General features: G+C 67.7%; 4 protein-coding genes (1 of these 4 running past the window's edge). All 4 read left to right on the top strand.

Going from position 1 to position 20,279, the window contains the following annotated elements; genetic code table 11:
- Tightly spaced (each overlapping or abutting the next), the 4 genes in view from BAMB_RS32230 to BAMB_RS32215 form a layout consistent with a single transcriptional unit that may run on beyond the window.
- On the top strand, positions 1-5,639 hold the 3' end of the coding sequence (locus BAMB_RS32230) for a hybrid non-ribosomal peptide synthetase/type I polyketide synthase (RefSeq protein ID WP_011661346.1). Its footprint begins 7,798 nt before the window's first position; the window shows 5,639 of its 13,437 coding nt (coding positions 7,799-13,437); its start codon lies off the left edge, out of view; the stop codon is at positions 5,637-5,639.
- Positions 5,629-7,266, top strand: coding sequence for an MBL fold metallo-hydrolase (locus BAMB_RS32225; protein ID WP_227739235.1), 1,638 nt, complete (start codon positions 5,629-5,631; stop codon positions 7,264-7,266). The genes BAMB_RS32230 and BAMB_RS32225 overlap by 11 nt, the downstream gene beginning before the upstream one ends.
- Positions 7,254-11,168, top strand: coding sequence for a non-ribosomal peptide synthetase (locus BAMB_RS32220; RefSeq protein WP_011661344.1), 3,915 nt, complete (start codon positions 7,254-7,256; stop codon positions 11,166-11,168). The genes BAMB_RS32225 and BAMB_RS32220 overlap by 13 nt, the downstream gene beginning before the upstream one ends.
- Positions 11,165-20,275 (top strand): non-ribosomal peptide synthetase, encoded by a 9,111-nt coding sequence (locus BAMB_RS32215; RefSeq protein WP_082089703.1) that lies wholly within the window; start codon positions 11,165-11,167, stop codon positions 20,273-20,275. Before BAMB_RS32220 ends, BAMB_RS32215 begins: the two co-directional genes overlap by 4 nt.
- Positions 20,276-20,279 lie beyond the last annotated feature (4 nt).

Genomic DNA, 20,279 nt, shown 5'->3' with positions numbered 1-20,279 from the left:
AGTACATCGATTTCACGATGGGCTTCGGCGTGCATCTGTTCGGCCACACGCCGGACTTCATCCAGCACCAGGTCACCCGCGAGTGGCAGCGCCCGCTCGAACTGGGCGCGCGCTCGAGGCTCGTCGGCGAAGTGGCCGCGCGCTTTGCGCGCGTCACCGGTCTCGATCGCGTGGCTTTCTCGAACACCGGCACCGAGGCGGTCATGACCGCGATGCGGCTCGCGCGCGCCGTGACCGGACGCGACAAGATCGTGATGTTCACGCATTCGTATCACGGCCATGCCGACGGCACGCTCGCCGCGGCGAACGCGGAAGGCGTGACGGAAACCATCGCCCCCGGCGTGCCGTTCGGTTCGGTCGAGAACATGGTCCTGCTCGACTACGGCAGCGACGCCGCGCTCGAGGCCATTCGCGGGATGGCGTCGACCCTCGCCGCCGTGATGGTGGAGCCGGTGCAGAGCCGCAACCCGTCCCTGCAGCCCGTCGCGTTCCTCCAGGAACTGCGCCGCATCACCGAGGAGGCCGGAATCGCGCTGATCTTCGACGAAATGATCACCGGCTTCCGCGTCCATCCGGGCGGCTCGCAGGCCATGTTCGGGGTCCGGGCCGATCTCGCGACATACGGCAAGATCATCGGCGGCGGCCTGCCGCTGGGCGTCATCGCCGGTTCCAGCCGCTTCATGGACGCCATCGACGGCGGCATGTGGACCTACGGCGACCACTCGTTCCCCGCGGCCGACCGCACCGCGTTCGGCGGCACCTTCTGCCAGTACCCGCTCGCGATGGCGGCCGCGCTGGCCGTGCTGGAGAAGATCGAACAGGAGGGGCCGGCGCTGCAGGCCGCGCTCAACGAGCGGACCGCGCAAATCGCCGAAACGTTGAATGCGTTTTTCGCGGAGGCCGAGGCGCCGATCAAGGTCACGTGGTTCGGCTCGATGTTCCGCTTCGAATTCACCGAGAACCTCGACCTGTTCTTCTATCACATGCTCGAAAAGGGCATCTACATCTGGGAGTGGCGCACCTGCTTCCTGTCCACCGCACATACGGAAGCCGATATCGACCGGTTCATCCGCGCGGTGAAGGACAGTGTCGCCGACCTGCGCCGGGGCGGTTTCATCCGGCCTCACTCGAAGCACGGCACGGTGGCCGCGCTGAGCGAAGCGCAACGTCAGCTGTGGATCCTGTCGGAAGTCGATCCCGAAGGATCGCTGGCCTACAACGTCAATACCACCCTCGAACTGAATGGCCGGCTCGACGAGGCCGCCATGCGCACGGCCGTGCAGGGTCTCGTCGACCGGCACGAAGCGCTGCGCACCACGCTGACGCCGGACGGGTCGGGCCAGATCGTGCATCCGTCGCTGAAGCTGCAGGTTCCGCTGATCGACACGAACCAGGACGCGTGGCGCGACCACGAAAGCCGCCAGCCGTTCGACCTCGTGAACGGTCCGCTCTTTCGCGCCGCGCTCGTGCGCCTGGACAGCACGCGTCACCTGCTGGTGATGACGGCCCATCACATCATCTGTGACGGCTCGACGTTCGGCATCCTGCTCGAGGATCTCGCCCGCGCTTATGCCGGGGCTGCACCAGCCGCGGCGCCGCTGCAGTTCCGCGAGTACCTGAAGCAGCTCGACGGCCAGCGCCACAGCCCGGAAACGAAGGCGAATCGCGCGTACTGGCTGGCGCAATGCGCGCGCCAGACCGAACCGCTGAATCTTCCGCTGGATTACCCGCGGCCCGCGGTGAAGACGTTTCACGGCGCGCGCGTGTCCCTGCATCTGGACGCGGCGGAGGCCGCGTCGCTGCGCACCGCCGCCCGTCAGAACGGCTGCACGCTCTACATGATGCTGCTCGCGGGCTTCAATCTGTTCCTGCACCGCATCGCCGGCCAGCAGGAGATCGTCACCGGCATCCCGGTGACCGGCCGCTCCGTGGCCGGCAGCGATCGCCTCGCCGGCTATTGCACGCATCTGCTGCCGTTGCGCTCCACGCTGCCGGAGCAGGCCACCGTGGCCGGCTTCCTGGCGGGCACCCGCCAGAACCTGCTCGACGCGCTCGAGCACCAGGATTTCCCGTTCGCCGAACTGGTCCGCGAAATCGGCGCGCAGCGCGATCTCAACGCCGCCCCGCTGGTGTCGGTCGTCTTCAATCTGGAACCCGTGTCGGCGCTGCCCGAACTGCCCGGCCTGACGGTCGGCCTGGTCACGCCGCTGATCCGCCATACCGCGTTCGATCTGAACGTCAACGTCCTCGATGCGGGGCAGGCACTCCTGATCGACTGCGACTACAACAGCGATCTGTTCGACGAGAGCACGGTGCAACGTTTCCTCGGGTTCTACCGGACCTTGCTGACGCGTGTCGCGGACGATGCGTCGGCCGCCGTTGCGCGGCTGCCGCTGACGAGCGAGGCGGAGCGGAACCTGCTGACCATCGAATGGAACCGGACCGAGACGGATTTCGGTGACGCCGCCGCGCAACCGCTGCACCGGTTGTTCGAACAGCAGGTCGAGCGCACGCCCGATGCCGTCGCCGCCGTCTACGACGACGTCGCGCTCACCTACGCCGAACTCAACCTGCGCGCCAATCGCCTCGCCCACCGCCTCATCGAGCTCGGCGTCGCCCCTGATGTCCTCGTCGGCGTCGCCATGGAGCGCTCGCTCGACATGGTCGTCGCGCTGCTCGCGATCCTCAAGGCCGGCGGCGCTTACGTCCCCGTCGACCCCGAATACCCCGCCGAGCGCGTGCGCTTCATGATCGACCACGCGCAGTTGCGCTGGCTCCTTACCCAACAGCATCTGCTTGACGCGCTGCCCGATACCGACGCCCGCGTGATCGTCGTCGATCGCGACACGCTCGACCTCGATGCCGCGCCCGCGTCCAATCCCGCACCTGCGCTGAGCGGCGAGAACCTCGCCTACATGATCTACACCTCCGGTTCGACCGGCAGGCCCAAGGGCGCGCTCAACACCCATCGCGCCATCACCAACCGCATCCTGTGGATGCAACACGCGTACATGCTCGGCGCCGACGATGCCGTGCTGCAGAAGACCCCGTTCAGCTTCGACGTGTCGGTCTGGGAATTCTTCTGGCCGCTCATCGCCGGCGCGCGCCTCGTGTTCGCCCGGCCCGGCGGCCAGCGCGAGACCGACTACCTGGTCGAACTCATCGAGCGCGAACGGATCACCACGGTCCATTTCGTGCCGTCCATGCTGCGCGCCTTTCTCGATCATCCGGACCTCGACGCGCACTGCACGTCGCTGCGCCGCGTCGTGTGCAGCGGCGAGGCGCTGCCATACGACCTGCAGCAGCGTTGCCTCGCGCGCCTGGACGTCAGGCTGTTCAACCTCTACGGCCCCACCGAGGCCGCCGTCGACGTGACCGCCTGGGAATGCCGGCGCGACGACCCGCACCGCATCGTGCCGATCGGCCGGCCCATCGCCAATACGCGCGTCTACATCGTGGACGCGCAGCTGCAGCCGGTGCCGGTCGGCGTGGCGGGCGAGCTGCTGATCGGCGGCACGCCGGTCGGGCGCGGCTACCACGGCGAACCCGAACTGAGCGCCGAGAAGTTCATCGCCGATCCGTTCTCCGCCGACCCGCATGCCCGCCTCTACCGCACCGGCGATCTCGCGCGCTACCGGCCCGACGGCAATATCGAATTCCTCGGCCGCATCGACCATCAGATCAAGCTGCGCGGCCTGCGCATCGAACCCGGTGAAATCGAGGTGGCGCTGGCATCGCATCCGCTGGTCGAGGCCGCGGTCGTGGCACTGCGCGGTGCGGACGATGGCGCGCGGCTCGTCGCATGGCTGCGATCGTCGCACCCCGAAGCCGAACTGATCGCAGCGGTACGCGGGCACCTGCGGCAGCGGCTGCCGGATTACATGGTGCCGTCCGCATTCGTCGTCGTGCCCGCGTTCGAGCAACTGCCCAACGGCAAGCTCGATCGCGCCAGACTGCCCGAACCCGGCGACGGCCTGGACCACGTTGCGCCCGCCAACGCGCTCGAAGCGCAGTTGACGGCAATCTGGCAGGAAGTGCTCGGCCAGGCCCGGATCAGCACGACCGCCAATTTCTTCGAGCTGGGCGGCAATTCGCTTTCCGCGACGAAGGTCGCCGCGCGCATCCGCCGCGATCTGCAGGTGAAGCTTGAAATCCGCAGCCTGTTCTCGCATCCCACCATTGCGAGCCTCGCGAAACGCATCGCCGATACGCAGCCGATCGATTACGCGCCGGTGACACCGCTGCCGGCGCACGCGCATTACGCACTCTCTCCCGCCCAGACGCGGCTGTGGGTCCAGGATCGCCTGAATGGGGCGCAAGCCGGCGGGCCGCTGCCCACGTCCCTGCTGTTCGAGGGGGTGCTGGACGTGGACGCGCTCGTGCGGGCGTTCCGTGCATTGAGCGAACGTCATGAAATCTTGCGCACGCGTTTCGTGCTGTCCGGCAATGAGCCGGTCCAGCAAGTGCTGCCTCCGGGCGAAGCCGCGTTCCCGGTCGAGGTCATCGATTTGCAGGAAGCCGAGGACCGGGATGCCCAGGCCATGTCGATCACCGCCCGCGAACGCCTCGCGCCGATGGATCTCGGCACCGGCCCGCTGTTCCGCGTCAAGCTGCTCAGGCTCTCCGAAGTCCGTCACGTCTGCATCTGCACGATGCATCACATCGTGAGCGACGGCTGGTCGACGGAGGTGCTGCTCGACAACCTGTCGACGATCTATGACGCGTTGGTCCAGCGTCGCGACAATCCGTTGCCCGCGCTCTCGATCCAGTACAAGGATTACGCCGGCTGGCTGAACCGCCTGCTCGCCGGGCCGGACGGCGAACGCATGAAGGAATACTGGCTGACCAGGCTGGGCGGCGGCCTGCGCGCGCTGGAACTGCCGGGCGACATCGAGCAGCCGGCCGAGCCCAGCTGGAAAACCTGGCGGTTCGAGCTGCCTGCCGCCGAGACGACGGCGCTGGAATCGCTCGGCAAACGCCACGGTGCGACCTTGTTCATCGCGCTGCTGTCCGCGATCAAGGCGCTGTTCTACCGCCGCTCCGGCCAGGAGGACATCGTCGTCGGCACGCCGGTCGCGGGCCGCGAGCTTCCCGAACTCGAGTCGCAGGTCGGCCCCTATCTGAACGTGCTGGCGCTGCGCGATCGCGTCGCCGGCGACGATCGTTTCGATACGCTGCTGACCCGGGTGCGGGACACCACCCTCGAAGCGTTCTCGCACCCGCTGTATCCGCTGGATCGCTTGCTCGACGACCTGCGCATCAAACGCGTCGCGGGACGCAATCCGCTCTTCGACATCGGGCTGACGCTGCAGAACCAGCGACAAGGCGCCGTCGATCGCTACGCGGGACAAGTGCGCATCGCCGAACTGCCGGACCACGACCTGCAGGGCGCGGACACCGAAGCCGCGACGGACTTCTGGTTCCTGGCCGAGCCGCGCGCCGACGGCCTCGCGATCCGCGTCGTCTATCACGCGGGGCGGTTCAGCGAGGCGCTGGTGCAGGGCCTTGCCAACGAGCTGACATCCGTCATCGGCGAAGTGCTGGCCAATCCGGGCGTTCGCATCCGGAACCTGACCTTGGGACAACCCGTGCTGCAGGCCGAAGCCCGCCAGCCCACCGTCGAACTCAGTGCATTCTAAGGAGCCTTCGTTGACCATTTCGTCCAACACGCAGGTCTACCTGCGGCAAAACATCCAGTTCGAACCGCTGATCAACGGCTGGTACGCGTGGTTTCACACGCTTCCGCCGTTGACCGCCGCACTCAACGTGGCCGAGCGGTTCCTGCCGCTGATGAAGTCCTATGTCGCCTCGCCGATGATGCATGCGGCGGCGTGCAAGGATCCGGCGATGCGCGGCGGCCCGTTCCTCGACCTGGACGGCAAGCGCGTCGACGAAATCCGCGCGCTGATCGAGCAGACCACCCGGCGCGCGACCGGGCAACTGGAACTGGCGAAGGCCTACAAGGCCTTCTCCACGCTGCTGCTGGAACAGGCCAAGGGGATGGCGTCGGACCCGCTCTACCCGCAGATTCCCGAGGTGTTGAAAGGCTATGTCGAGATCTACTACGACCTGAATCACAACCCGTCCTTCCGGGTCTACGAGAGCTTGCTGTACGCGAGCCCGCTCTATGTGCGCGACGCGCAGAGCATCGCGCTGTCGGCGATCGACGAGCACACGCCGCGGCCATTCATTCTCAGCACGCCCCGGCTCAGCGACGAGCGCACGGTGTTCAGCAACACGGCCTTCGACGATCGCGCGCTCGACGTGCTGTTCCGCATGCGCGACACGCCCGGCAGCTACGCGAAAATCGTCGATCTGATGCGTGTGGAGGAGAAGGACGAGCCGCTGTTCCGCTCGTTCTTCGTCGAGGAGGCGCCGGCGCCGAAACCGGATCGTTCGTTCGATGGCGACGACATCCGCATCCGTTACTACGGCCACGCGTGCCTGCTGATTCAGAGCCGCGGCGTGAGCATCCTGATCGATCCGGTGATCAGCTACGGCTACGACACCGCGCTGCCGCGCTATACCTTCGCCGACCTGCCGGACCAGATCGACTACGTGCTGATCACGCACAGCCATCACGATCACATTGTGTTGGAAACGCTGCTGCAGCTTCGCCACAAGGTCAAGACCGTGGTGGTCGGCAGGAACCTGGACGGTTTTCCGCAAGATCCGTCACTGCAACTGGCGTTGCGCAAGCTCGGCTTCGACGACGTGCTGGAAGTTCGGGATGCTCAGGAAATCAAGGTGACCAACGGCGCCATCACCGCCATTCCGTTCCTGGGCGAACACAACGATCTGGCGATCCAGAGCAAGCAGGGCTTCATGATCCGCTTCGGCAAGCGTTCGGTGCTGTGCATCGCCGATTCGTGCAACCTGGACCCCACCCTTTACGAGCATGTCTTCCGGCTCGCCGGCAAGCCGGACACCCTGTTCGTCGGGATGGAAACCGAGGGCGCGCCGCCGTCGTGGGTCTGTGGCCCGCTGTTTCCCAAGGCGCTGCCGCGCGACATCGATCAGTCGCGCCGTGCGCGGGGCTGCCAGTTCGGCGAGGCCGCCGCGCTGGTGGACGACTTCGCGTTCAATGCGGCCTATGTCTACGCGATGGGTCAGGAGCCGTGGCTGAATTACCTCCTCGATAACACCTTCGACGAAAACTCGCCCAGCCATATCCAGTCCACCCAGTTCGTCGCGCACTGCAAGGCCAAGGGCATCGATTCCGAAATCCTGTACGCGACGAGGGAGATCGTGCTGTGTCAGAACTGAATCTCAACACGCTCTCGACCAGCGGGCAATACCAGGAACACGTGGCGTTCTGGAGCGACGCGCTCGGTCGCCTCGACGAAGACTTCCGGCTTCAGCAGGCGTGGCAAGCCTATGCGCTGCCGCCTGGCCCTGCACCGGAACTGACGTTCGAGCTCGACGGCGACGCGTCGCAGGTGCTGGAGAAGCTCGCTGCCGGCCAGGCGTTGGGCGCTTTCGTCGTGCTGCTGGCGGCCCTGTTCCGTGTCCTCGGGCGCTACGACGGCACGGCCGGCCTGTTCGTGGAGTCCCCGCACCTGATCGTCGAACCCGCGAGCGGTTCCGCCGACCCCGTCCCGCTGTTCGACGCCATCCAGCCCGGCCCCACGGTGCGCGCGTATCTGAACCAGGTTCGCGACAGGGTGCAGCGCAGCTATTCGTATCAGGACTTTCCGATCGCCGCGCTGGCGCACAAGCTGCATGGCGAGCGCCGCACGACCAACGTAGGCGTGCGCTTCGACGGTCTTCATGAAGACTGGGCGTCGGCGGATCACGACCTGTCGATCGAGATCCGGCATCGCGAGCGCTACGAGATCGTGCTGACGGGCCGGCCGACTGTGTTCACGCTGCATTATCTCCAGCATGTCGCGCGACACCTGCGCAACGTCCTGGCCGGTTTCGGCACGCTGGATGCGCCGCTCGACACCGTCTCGCTGCTCGACGACGACGAACGTGCACGACTTCGTTCGCATGCGGCGCCCGTCGCGGTGCAGGGCACCTTCCTGGCGCAGTTCGCGCAACGGGTCGCGGCCGCGCCGGACAGCATCGCCGTGGCGACCGCCGACGCATCGCTGACCTATGCCGAACTGGACGATCAGGCGTCGCGGCTCGCGAGCTTCCTGCTCACGGAATACGCGATCGAACGCGGCGACGTGGTGGGCGTGGTGGCCGACCGTTCCGAGCGCTGGATCGTCGGCCTGCTCGGCGCGCTCAAGGCGGGCGCGGTGTATCTGCCGCTCGACCCGGAGTTTCCGCAGGAGCGCCTGCGCTTCATGATCGAGGACGCGAAGGTCAAGGCGCTGCTGACGCACTCGGAACACCTGCCGCTGCTCGCCGATTTCTGGGCGATTCCGATGTTCGCCCTCGACTTTCAGCTCGACACGCTGGCACCCGCATCGGCGTCGGCGCAGGTCGAGGTCCGGCCTGACGACGCCGCGTACATCATCTATACGTCCGGCTCCACGGGCGTGCCCAAGGGCGTCGTGCTCGAACACGCAGGCCTCCTGAACATGGCGCAATACCATGTGGACGCCTTCGGTTTCGATGCCGCCGACCGCTTCGTCCAGTTCTACTCCCCGGGCTTCGACGGCTCGATCATGGAGATTTTCGTCACGCTGCTCGCGGGCGCGCGCCTGGTGCTGGCGAAGCCTGCCGTGATCCGGGACGTGCCGCGTTTCGTCGAATATATCGCGCAGCAGGGCGTCACCACCGTCAACGCGACGCCTGCCTATCTCGCCGCGCTCGACTGGAACGCGCTCGGCGCCGTGAAACGGGTCATCAGCGCGGGCGACAACGCCCGCGTGGCGGATCTCCGCGAGCTGGCCCGCACCCGCACGTGCCACAACTCGTACGGCCCCACCGAGGCCACCGTCTGCATCGCGGACTACGTGGTCGATCCGGCCACTGCCTACGGCGCCCGTCTGCCGGTCGGCCGGCCGATCCACAATACGCACCTGTACCTGCTCGACGAGCACGGGGCACTGGCGCCCGAGGGCTGCACGGGGGAGATCTGCGTGTCCGGCATCGCGCTGGCGCGCGGCTACGTCGGCCGGGACGACCTGACCGCCGCCGCTTTCGTCGACCACCCGTTCGAGTCGGGCGAGCGCCTCTATCGCACCGGCGACCTCGGCGTCTGGCTGCCTGACGGCAACCTGGAAGTCACCGGGCGCCGCGACATGCAAGTGAAGATTCGCGGCTATCGCATCGAAATGGGGGAAATCGAAGCGGCGCTCAGGCAGCACGCCGACGTCGCGGACGCGATCGTGTTCGTGCGCGAGGACACGCCGCAGCATCGGCAGCTGGTGGCCTGCGTCGAGACGGCGACGGCCAGCGTCGCCGGCCTGCGGGAATACCTGAAGGAACGCCTGCCCGAGTTCATGGTGCCGGGATCGATCGTGACGCTCGAACGGCTGCCGCTGACGCCGAACGGCAAGCCCGACCGCAAGGCGCTCGCCGCGTTGGAACTGGCGCCCGTGGCGAGCGAAACCGAGTATGCCGCGCCGACCAACGACGTCGAGGCGCGCCTGGGCACGATCTGGTCCGAGGTGCTGGGCCGCGAGCCGATCGGCGTGCACGACAATTTCTTCGAACTGGGCGGCGACTCGATCCTGCTCATTCAGGTGATGTCGCTGGCCCAGCAAGTCGGCCTCCGATTCACCGCCGATCAGTTTTTCGCCCATCCGACCATCGCCGACCTCGCCCGGGTTGTCGTGGATGCGCCACCCATCAGGATTCCTCAGGAGCCGGTGGTCGGTCCCGCCCCGCTGACGCCGATCCAGCATTGGTTCTTCGCGCAAAACGTGGCGGATCCGCACCACTACAACCAGTCGACCATGATCGAGGTGCCCGCGTCGCTGCGGCCGGACGTGATCGAGCACGCGCTGGCGGCTGTCGCGACGCATCACGACGCGCTGCGGCTGAGTTTCGAGCGCGTCGCCGGCGCGTGGCAGCAGTCGCATGCGGCGCCGCCGCTGGCGATCCCGCTCGGCGTCACGTCGCTGGCCGGCGCGGCGCCCGCCATGCGGCAGGCCGAGATGCTCGCGACCGCCACCCGCATGCAGGAAAGTTTCACGTTGTCCGCGCCGCCGCTGCTGCGCGCCCATCTGTTCCAGTTCGGTCCCGGCGAGCCGCAGCGCCTGCTCGTGGTGGCGCATCACCTGGTGATCGACGGCGTCTCGTGGCGCATCCTGTTCGAAGACCTGTACACGGCGTGCCGCCAGATCGAGGCGGGCGAAGCGGTGCAGTTCCCGGCCAGGACGACGGCCTGGCGCGACTGGTCGACGCGTCTGTCCGAACTCGGCGCGAGCGCGCTCGACGGACTGGACTATTGGCTCCACGCGAACGCCGAAGAACCGTCCGGCTTCGACGACATGCCGGTCGGCACCGTCGCCGAAGCCGGCTCGACGTTCATCGAGTTCGACGCCCAGCAGACGCTCGCGCTGTTGCAGGACGTGCCGCGCGCGTTCAACACCCAGATCAATGAAGTCCTGCTGACGGCCCTGCTGCTCGCGTTCGGCGACTGGACCGGCAACGCTTCGCTGGTCGTCGATCTCGAAGGCCACGGCCGCGAGGACCTCTTCGACGGTGTCGATACGTCGCGCACCATCGGCTGGTTCACCGCGCACTATCCGGTGTTCCTGAATGCCGGCGACGCCACCGTGGCGGCCGAGGCGTTGCGCAACGTCAAGGAGCAGTTGCGCGCGGTGCCGATGCGCGGGCTCGGCTACGGCATCGCACGCTACCTCGGCAAGGACGCCGGCATCGCGGCAGCACTGGAACGGCAGCCGCCGGCGCCGGTGCGCTTCAACTATCTCGGCCAGATCGATCGCGTGCTGACCGACGACACGGGCTGGAAGCCGGTGCTCGACTTCCAGAGCCCCGAGCACAGCGCACGCGCGCGGCGCGGCCATCTTTTCGAGATCGACGGGATGGTGTGCGACGGGCGTTTGCGCCTGACCTGGCACTACAACCGGGAAGCCTGCGCGCCGGACGTCATCGCGCAGCTGACGCAGTGCTACCGCAGCCGTCTGCTGTCGATCGTCGCGGCCAGCGGCGGCGACCCGCGCGGGCTGAGCCCGACGGATTTTCCGGCCGCGCGCATCAGCCAGGAAGCATTGGACGCGCTTGTCTCAAGGATCAAATCGTGACATCCCCCACCATTGCCGATATCTACGAGCTTTCCCCGATGCAGGAGGCGATGCTCTTTCATGCCGTGCACTCGCCCGGCACGAGAAGCAGCTTCAACCAGCTCGGTTGCCGGATCACCGGCAGCCTCGACCCCGCGCTGTTTCATGCCGCATGGCAGCAGCTGGTCGATCGGCATCCGGTGATGCGCACGTCGTTCCATTGGGAGGAATTCGACAAGCCCATGCAGGTCGTGCATGCGCACGCCGCGCTGCCGTGGGTGCAGGACGACTGGCGCGACCTGCCGGAAGACGAACAGCGCACGCGGTGGCGCGCGCATCTCGACAACGATCTGGCCGAGGGCTTCGCGCTCGATCGCGCGCCGCTCGTGCGCTGCCGGCTCGCGCGCGTCGCCGACGACGCGTACCTGTTCAGCTGGAGCCACCATCACATCCTGGCCGACGGCTGGTGCCTGTCGCTCGTCATCGAGGAAATCTTCCAGGTCTATGGCGCGCTCACGCGTGGCGTGCCGCCGGCGCTCCCCGCCGTGCGTCCCTATCGCGACTACATCCAGTGGCTGCAGCAGCGCGAACCGCAAGCCGCGCAGCAATACTGGACACGCTATCTCGAAGGGTTCCGCTCGCCGACCCCGCTGCCCACGGCAGCGCGCGCGGACGCGAACGATCGCTTCGGCCAGGGCCTCGCGCAAGTCCAGGCCGACCTGTCGGCCGACCTGAGCGCGCGCCTGCGGCAATTCGCGGCCCGGCATCACGTCACCCTCAACACCCTCGCGCAAGCGGCCTGGGCGCTCGTGCTGTCGCGTTACAGCGGGGAAACCGACGTGGTGTTCGGCGCCGTCGTGTCCGGACGGGGCGTCAACCTGCCGGGGATCGAAACCATGCTCGGCCTGTTCATCAATACGGTGCCGGTGCGGGTGCGGGTCGATCCGCGGCAGCCGCTCGCGGCCTGGCTGAAGATGATCCAGGCGCGCGTGGCCGCCCGTGCGCAGTTCGAGCACACCCCGCTTCCCGATATCCAGCGCTGCAGCGAAGTGCCGCTGACGACCCCGCTGTTCGAAAGCAACATCACGTTCATGAATTACCCGCTCGATGCGTCGCTGACGCATGGCGCGCATGGCCTGGCGGTCGACGAGGTGCAGCTTTACAACCGCGCCGACATCCCGCTCGAATTCGTCGTGACGGCGCGCGACGACTGGAAGCTGGAGCTGTCGTTCGATCCGCGGCGCTTCGATGAAGACACCATGCAGCGGATGCTGGGCCACGTGGCCGCGACGCTCGACGCGTTCGCGGCCGATCCGAACCGGCTGCTCGGGCGCCTGCCGATGCTGCCCGAGGCCGAACGCCGGCAGTTGCTGGACACCTTCAACGATACCGACGTGCCGTTCGACGCCGCGCGTACCGTGGTGCATCGCCTGGAACAGGCCGCGGCGGACCACCCCGAGCGGCCGGCGGTCGAGTACCGGGATATCGTCCTGAGCGCGGGCGAGCTGAACGCCCGCGCCAACCGCACGGCGCACCGCCTGCTGGCCGCCGTCGAGCTGCGGCCGGACGCGCTGGTCGCAATCTGCATGCACCGGTCGGAGCGCCTGATGGAGGCGATCCTCGCGGTCTGGAAGTGCGGCGCCGCCTATATCCCGATCGACCCCGACTATCCGGCGGCCCGCATCCGCACGATTCTCGAGGATTCCGGCGCCGCGCTCGTCATTACCTGCGACGGCCTCCTGCCGCCCGAGCTGGCCGCGCTCGCGCCGGTCGTGTCGCTCGATACCGTCACCGAGGGCGGCGACGAAACCAATCCCGGCCGCCCCGTATCACCCGACAGCCTCGCCTACGTGATCTACACGTCCGGTTCGACCGGCAAGCCCAAAGGGGCGATGGTCGAGCACGCCGGCATGCTGAATCACATGCTCGCCGAGATCGACGAGTTTTCGATCTCGGCGTCGTCGGTGATCGCGCAAACCGCGCCGCATTGCTTCGATATTTCGGTCTGGCAATTTTTCACGGCGCCGCTCGTCGGCGGCAAGACCGTGATCGTCGACGACGCGTGCATCCGCGACCCGGCGTCGTTCGTCGCGACGCTGGAAGCCGCCCGGATCAGCATCCTCGAACTGGTGCCGTCCTATCTGTCCGCCGTACTCGACCACGCGTCGGAGGCGCCCGCGCTGCTGCGGCACCTGCGGCACCTCCTCGTCACCGGCGAGATGGTCAGCCCGGCCCTGGTGAAACGGTGGTTCGACGTGTTCGCGGACATCGCGGTGGTGAACGCGTACGGCCCGGCCGAAGCGTCCGACGACGTCGCGCAGCACCGCATGACGTGCGCGCCGACCACGCCTTACGTACCGGTCGGCAAGCCGATCCGCAACGTGCGCATCTATGTCGTCGACCCGCAGATGAACCTGTGCCCGATCGGGGTTCCCGGCGAACTGTGCGTATCCGGCGTCGCCGTCGGCCGCGGCTATCTCAACAACGAAGCCGGCACGCGGGAAGCGTTCCTCGAGGATCCGTTCCGCGCGGAGAGCGGTGTGCGCATGTACCGCACCCGCGACATCGGCTGCTATCTCCCCGATGGTTCGATCGTGCTCCACGGCCGCAAGGACCATCAGCTGAAGATCCGCGGCTACCGCATCGAACTCGGGGAGATCGACAACGCGCTGGCCGCCATTCCGGAAATCCGCCAGGCGGCCGCACTCGATTATCGCGACGACGCCGGCCGCGCCGCGCTGTGCGCGTATGTTGCGTTCCGCGCCGGCGCGTCGCTGAGCGACGCGGAGATTGCCGCCGCGTTGTCCGCCACGCTGCCGGACTACATGGTGCCCGGCATCTACGTGGTGCTCGACGCGCTGCCCTTGAGCGGCAACGGCAAGATCGACCGCAAGGCGCTGCCCCCGCTGGACCGCGCGCGGCTGTCCGCCGCGGGGCAGGCGCCGACCTTGCCCCGCACGCCCACCGAGACGCTGCTGTGCCGCCTCTGGGGCGAAGCACTGGGCATTCCGGCGCCGGGCATCCACGACAATTTCTTCGCGCTGGGCGGCGATTCGATTCTCAGCATGCGCATCGTGTCGCTGGCCGCCAAGGCAGGGCTGAAGCTCACCACCCGGCTCATCTTCCAGCATCCGACGGTTGCCGAACTCGCCGCCGTGGCCACCCGCGCCACGCTCGGCGCGGCGGAGTTCGTCGCGTCGTCCGGCCCGCTGCCGCTGACACCGATCCAGAAGGACTTCTTCGCGCAGCGCAAGGACGACCAGAACCAGTACAACCAGGCGGTCCTGCTCGACGTGCCGGCGGATGTCGATCCGGTGTTGCTGCGCCAGGCGCTGCGGCACGCGGTCAAATGGCACGACGCGCTGCGGCTGCGCTTTCGTGCGGGCGGGTCCGGCTGGATCCAGGAAGTCGTCGACGATCCGGAGATTCCCATCGGCGTAGTCGAGATCGGACGCGATCAGCTCGCGCAGCACGTCGCGCACGCTCATGCGAGCCTGAATCTGTCGGACGGCCCCGTCGTGCGCGCGGACCTGTTCCGCGTCGACGAAGGCCGATCGCTGCGCTTGCTGCTGGTCGCTCATCATCTGGTCATCGACGGCGTGTCATGGGGCGCGCTGCTCGAAACCGTGTACGACGCCTATACCCGCCTGCGCCACGGCCAGGCCCCCGAATTCGCGGGCGGCGGCGCGACGTGGACCGCATGGACCCGGGCCATCTCGGATTGGGCCGGCTCCGGCGCCGCCGACGCCGACCTCGCCCACTGGCAGGCGTTGGCGCGCGCCACCCTGCCCGGCCTGCCGCTCGATCGCGCCGCAACGGCTGCCGCCAATTCCGTGTCGTCCGCCGAAACGATCGTGGTCGAGCTGGGCGAATCCGCCACCGCGGCCTTGCTGGGCGCGGCGCCCCGCGCCTACGACGCGCAGATCAACGACGTGCTGCTGGCCGCGCTCGCGCGTGCCGTCGGCGACTGGAGCGGATGCGCCGACGTGCTGGTGGATCTCGAAGCGCACGGGCGCGAGGAACTGATCGCGGATCTCGACATCTCGCGCACGGTGGGCTGGTTCACGTCCCTGTTCCCGGTCGTGCTGACGGTCGATGCCGGCTCGCACGACCCGGCTCGCCTGGTTGCGTCGATCAAGACGCAACTGCGCGCCGTGCCGAGCGCGGGCCTCACCTACGGTCTGCTGCGGGACCGGCTCGACGGCCCTGTTCCGCGGCCTCGGCTGCTGTTCAACTACTTGGGTCAGACCGATCAGATGCTGAACGCGGCCCGCGACTGGAAACAGGCCGCGGAGCCGAGCGGAGACGGCCGCAATGCGAACCAGCTGCGCGAGCACCTGCTCGACGTCAACGCCTACGTGACCGGTAACCGCCTGCACGTTGCATGGGAATTCAGCCGCGCCTGCCACGACGCCGACACCATCCGGCGCGTGGCGCATGCCTACATCGCGGCGCTCGAAGCGCTGGTTGCCGACCATGCCGTCCAGTCCGCATCGGCGCAGCCCGCGTCGGGCCAGCCGGCGAATGCGCTGCCGCAGGCGCTGGCCTCGGTCATACCGGACGAGATCGCCGACGTCTACGCGCTGACGCCGACCCAACAGGGCATGCTGTTCCACGGCCTGTACGAACCGGCATCGGATGCGTATTTCAGCAGCCTCGATTTCCGTATCGACGGGGCACTCGACGTCGAACGGTTCCGCCGTGCGTGGGAGACGGTGGCGCACCGCCACGACATCCTGCGAACCTCGTTTCACTGGGAAGAAATCGAAAGCCCCGTGCAGGTCGTGCATCGCCGTATCGACTTGCCCTGGCATGACGAGGATCTGCGCGCGGCGTCCGCCGAGGAGGCGGAACGGCGTTGGGCGGCCTACGTGGCGCAAGACCGGGCACGCGGCTTCGACTTTACCCGGGCGCCGCTGATGCGCCTCGCGCTGTTCCGAGTGGAAGATCACGCATGGCGCTTCCATTGGAGCCATCACCACATCCTGCTCGACGGGTGGAGCTCCGCCCGGCTCCTGAGCGAAGTGGCCGCCACCTATCAGGACCTGGCGGACGAAGGCGCCCCGCAGCGCGCCGCGCCGCCCGCCTTCGCCGATTACGTGCGCTGGCTGGCGCGCCAGGACGCCGCCGCGGCGGAACGCTTCTGGAAGACGAAGCTGGAGGATTTCCCGGCCGCGACGCCGCTCGTGCTGGGACGCCCCGAACTCGACGGCACGGCCGCGCCGGGCGCCTATGTGGAAGAACAGCTGCTGCTCTCCGAAAGCGAGACGCGGCGGCTCGTCGCCTTCGCGCAAACCCGCCGCATCACCCTCAACACGCTCGCCCAGGGCGCGTGGGCGCAGTTGCTGGGCCGCTATAGCGGCGAGGCGGACGTCGTGTTCGGCACGATCGTTTCCGGTCGCCCGGCGTCGCTGCCGGTGTCGGACGAGATGGTCGGGCTGTTCATCAACACGCTGCCGGTGCGGGTCCGCATCGACACGCGCCCGACGTCCGCGTGGCTCGCCCAGTTGCAGATGGATCTCGCGCAGCAGGAGGAGTATGCGCACTATCCGCTGGCCGACATTCAGACATTCGCGGGCCTGCCGCCCGGCGTGCCGCTCTTCGAAAGCCTGCTCATCTTCCAGAACTATCCGGTCGAGGAAGCGCTGGCCGATGCGCTGCCTGGGCTGCGGATCGGCGAATTCCAGGTGTCCGATCCGAACAATTACCCGCTGACCCTGGTCGTGACGCCGGGCAAGCGCCTGTCGCTTCAAGTGCTGTACGACGATGGCCGGTTCGACCGCGACACGATCGTCCGCCTGCTGCGCCATGTCGAAACGCTGCTCGCCGGCCTGGCCGATGCGGAAGATCGCCCGAACCGCGGCATTCCGCTCCTCACCGCGGACGAGCGCGACGCCATCCTGCTCGGCTGGAACGACAGCGTCGCGCCAATTCCATCCGACCGGACGCTGCCCGACCTGATCGAGGCCGCAGCCGCCGCTCATCCGGAGCGCGTTGCGGTCCGCCACGGCACGGAGGTCCGCACCTATCGGGATCTCGTCGAGGGCGCCAACCGGATCGCCGGTCATCTGCTGCAGACAGCGGCGATCCAGCCGGACGACCGGATCGCCGTGTGGATGCCGCGCTCGCCGCTGATGCTGGAAACGATCCTGGCCATCTGGAAGTGCGGCGCGGCCTACGTTCCGGTCGATCCGGCCTATCCGGCCCAGCGGGTCGAGACCATCCTGACGCTGGCCCGGCCGACGGTCATCGTCGCCACGGACTGCGTGCCGCCGCCGGCCCTGGCGTCGATCCCGCTGGTCGATCCCGCCCGGCTGCCCGACCCTCACGGCGCCGGGGCGCCGGCGCCCGTGACGCCGCGTTGCCGGCCCGTGGACCTGGCCTACGTGATCTTCACGTCGGGTTCGACCGGCCAACCGAAGGGCGCGATGGTCGAGCATCGCGGCATGCTCAATCACGTGCTCGCCATGGCGCGCCGGGTCGAACTGGGCGCACAGAGCGCGGTCGCGCAGACCGCTTCGCACTGCTCCGATATTTCCGTCTGGCAGTGCTTCGCGGCGCTGGTGTCGGGCGGTACGACCGTGATCTATCCCGATGCCGTGATCCTCGAGCCCGCGCGCCTGATCGACAGCCTTCAACGCGACCGCATCACGGCGATGCAATTCGTGCCGTCCTATCTGGCCACCTTTCTCGGCGAGCTGGAAACGCATGCGGCACCGGCTTTCCCGCACCTCGACACGCTGCTGACCATCGGCGAAACCCTGCAGCCCGCTACCGCGCAAGCGTGGTTCCGTCTGAATCCGGGGGTCCGGCTCATCAACGCCTATGGGCCGACCGAAGCGTCGGACTCCGTGGCGCACTACAGCATGGAGCGCGCGCCGGATCTGCCGGCGATTCCGATCGGCCGCCCCATCGAGAACCTGCGCGTCTACGTCGTGGATGCCGACATGAACCTCTGCCCGGTCGGCGTCAAGGGCGAGATCTGCATCGGCGGAGCCGGCGTCGGGCGCGGCTACCTGTTCGACGAAGCGCGCACCCGGGCGGTGTTCCGCGACGACCCGTTCAGTCCGGAACCGGGCGCGCGCCTGTATCGCACCGGCGATGTCGGCTGCTTCGGGTCGGACGGCAATCTCCACTTCTTCGGACGCCGCGACTTCCAGGTCAAGATTCGCGGCTATCGCATCGAGCTCGGGGAAATCGAAACCGCCCTGACCGGTCTCGCCGGCATTTCCAACGCCGTCGTGGTCGTCCGCGACACGCCGGACGCGGAAAAGACCCTGTGCGGCTACGCGTCGGGCACCGGCTGGACGCCCAAACGCCTGCGCGATGCACTGCGCGACAAACTGCCGGCGCATATGGTGCCCGACACCTTGATGCTGCTGTCGGCCCTGCCCGTCATGCCGAACGGCAAGATCAACCGCGCCGCGCTGCCGCTCCCGGAGGCCGCGTCCGTGCCCGACGGCGTGCCGGTCGAACCGCGGACGCCAGTCGAAGCGGCGCTGCTGCGCATCTTCGCCGAGGTGCTCGGCCGCCAGCCGGGCGGTGTCGACGACAATTTCTTCGAGCATGGCGGCCAAAGCCTCAAGGCGATCCAGATGGTCAGCCGGATCAGGCGCGAACTGAAACTGAACGTCGCGGTCGCCGATATCTTCCATGCGCCGTCGCCACGCGCGCTCGCGCAAAAGCTGGCGTCCACGCCCGCCGACGACGCCGGTGGCGCGGCGATCATCCCGGCCCTTGCCGTGCAATCGTCGTACGCGGTGTCTCGCGCCCAGAAGCGGATCTGGCTCGCCAGCCGCGGCGCGGATCCGTCCACGTACAACATGGCAGGCGCGCTGCAACTGGACGGCGCCGTCGATACGGCGCGCCTCGTGCGTGCGTTCGACACGCTGGTCGATCGCCACGAGAGCCTGCGCACCGTGTTTGCGATGATCGAAGGCGATCTGCGGCAACGCATCCTCACCCGCGAAGCCTCCGGTTTCCGCGTCGAGCAGGTGGACCTCGCGGACGATGCCGGGCCGCAAGCGATCGATGCGCTGATCCGCGCGGAAAGCGAGCAACCATTCGATCTCGCGACGGGACCGCTCTTTCGCGTCAAGCTGGTCCGGCTCTCACCGTCGCAACACCTGCTGCTGCTGAACATGCACCACGTGATATCGGATGCGTGGTCGATTCGCGTGCTGACCGACGATCTGCATGCGCTGTATGCGGGACGCGACCTGCCGCCGCTTTCGATCCAGTACCGCGACTACGCCGCGTGGCACAACGCCAGCCTGGAAGGCGCGCGTGCCGCCGCGCATCGCGCGTACTGGCTCGAGCAACTCGCGCCGCCGCTGCCCCGCCTGCAACTGGCATCCGACTACCCGCGCCCCGAGCGGCCCGGTCATGCCGGGCAGACGCTCGAAGTCGAACTGTCGGGCCCGCGGGTGGAAGGGCTCGCGAAGCTGGCCCGCGCTCACCATACGTCGCTCTACGCCGTGCTCCTGGCATCGTTCTGCGTGCTGATGCACCGCTACACGGGGCGTGAGGACATCGTCATCGGCAGCGTGTCGGCCGGGCGCGACAGCGAACAGCTCGAATCGCAGATCGGCGTGTTCCTCAACACCGTGGTGCTCCGCGTGCCGGTGCGGCAATCCGCGACCGTGGAAGAAGTGATCGACGGTGTGGCGAAAGCTTCCACGCAAGCGCTGGAGCACGCGTCCTATCCGTTCGATGTCCTGCTGGAAGACCTCCGGATCCGCACCCCCGCGGGCCATTTCCCGATCTTCGACATTCAAGCGAACCACATTTCGATGCCGGCGCCTCAGCCGGGCCTTCGCATCACGGACCGCTCGCAGACGGACACCACGGCCAAGTTCGACCTGTCCTTCCAGATCGTGGAAAGCGACGGCAGGCACCTCATTCAGTTCATCTACAACACCCACCTGTTCCGCCCCGCGACCATCGCGGCGATGCGCGATCGACTGCTCGAGATCCACGACGTCTTTCTCCGTGATCCGACCACGCCGGTCGATCGCATTTCGCTGTCCGGCCATGCGTCCGCCGCGAGCCCGAAGGTCCGGGTCGGCCTGCGCCTGAAGCGCACGCCCGAAGTCACCGCCGACGATGCGCTCGAGGAGAAAACGTGATGCG

The sequence above is a fragment of the Burkholderia ambifaria AMMD genome, from assembly GCF_000203915.1.
Lineage (GTDB): Bacteria > Pseudomonadota > Gammaproteobacteria > Burkholderiales > Burkholderiaceae > Burkholderia > Burkholderia ambifaria.
Note: the sequence above shows the minus strand (reverse complement) of the source record. Positions and strands in the feature narration are given on the sequence as shown.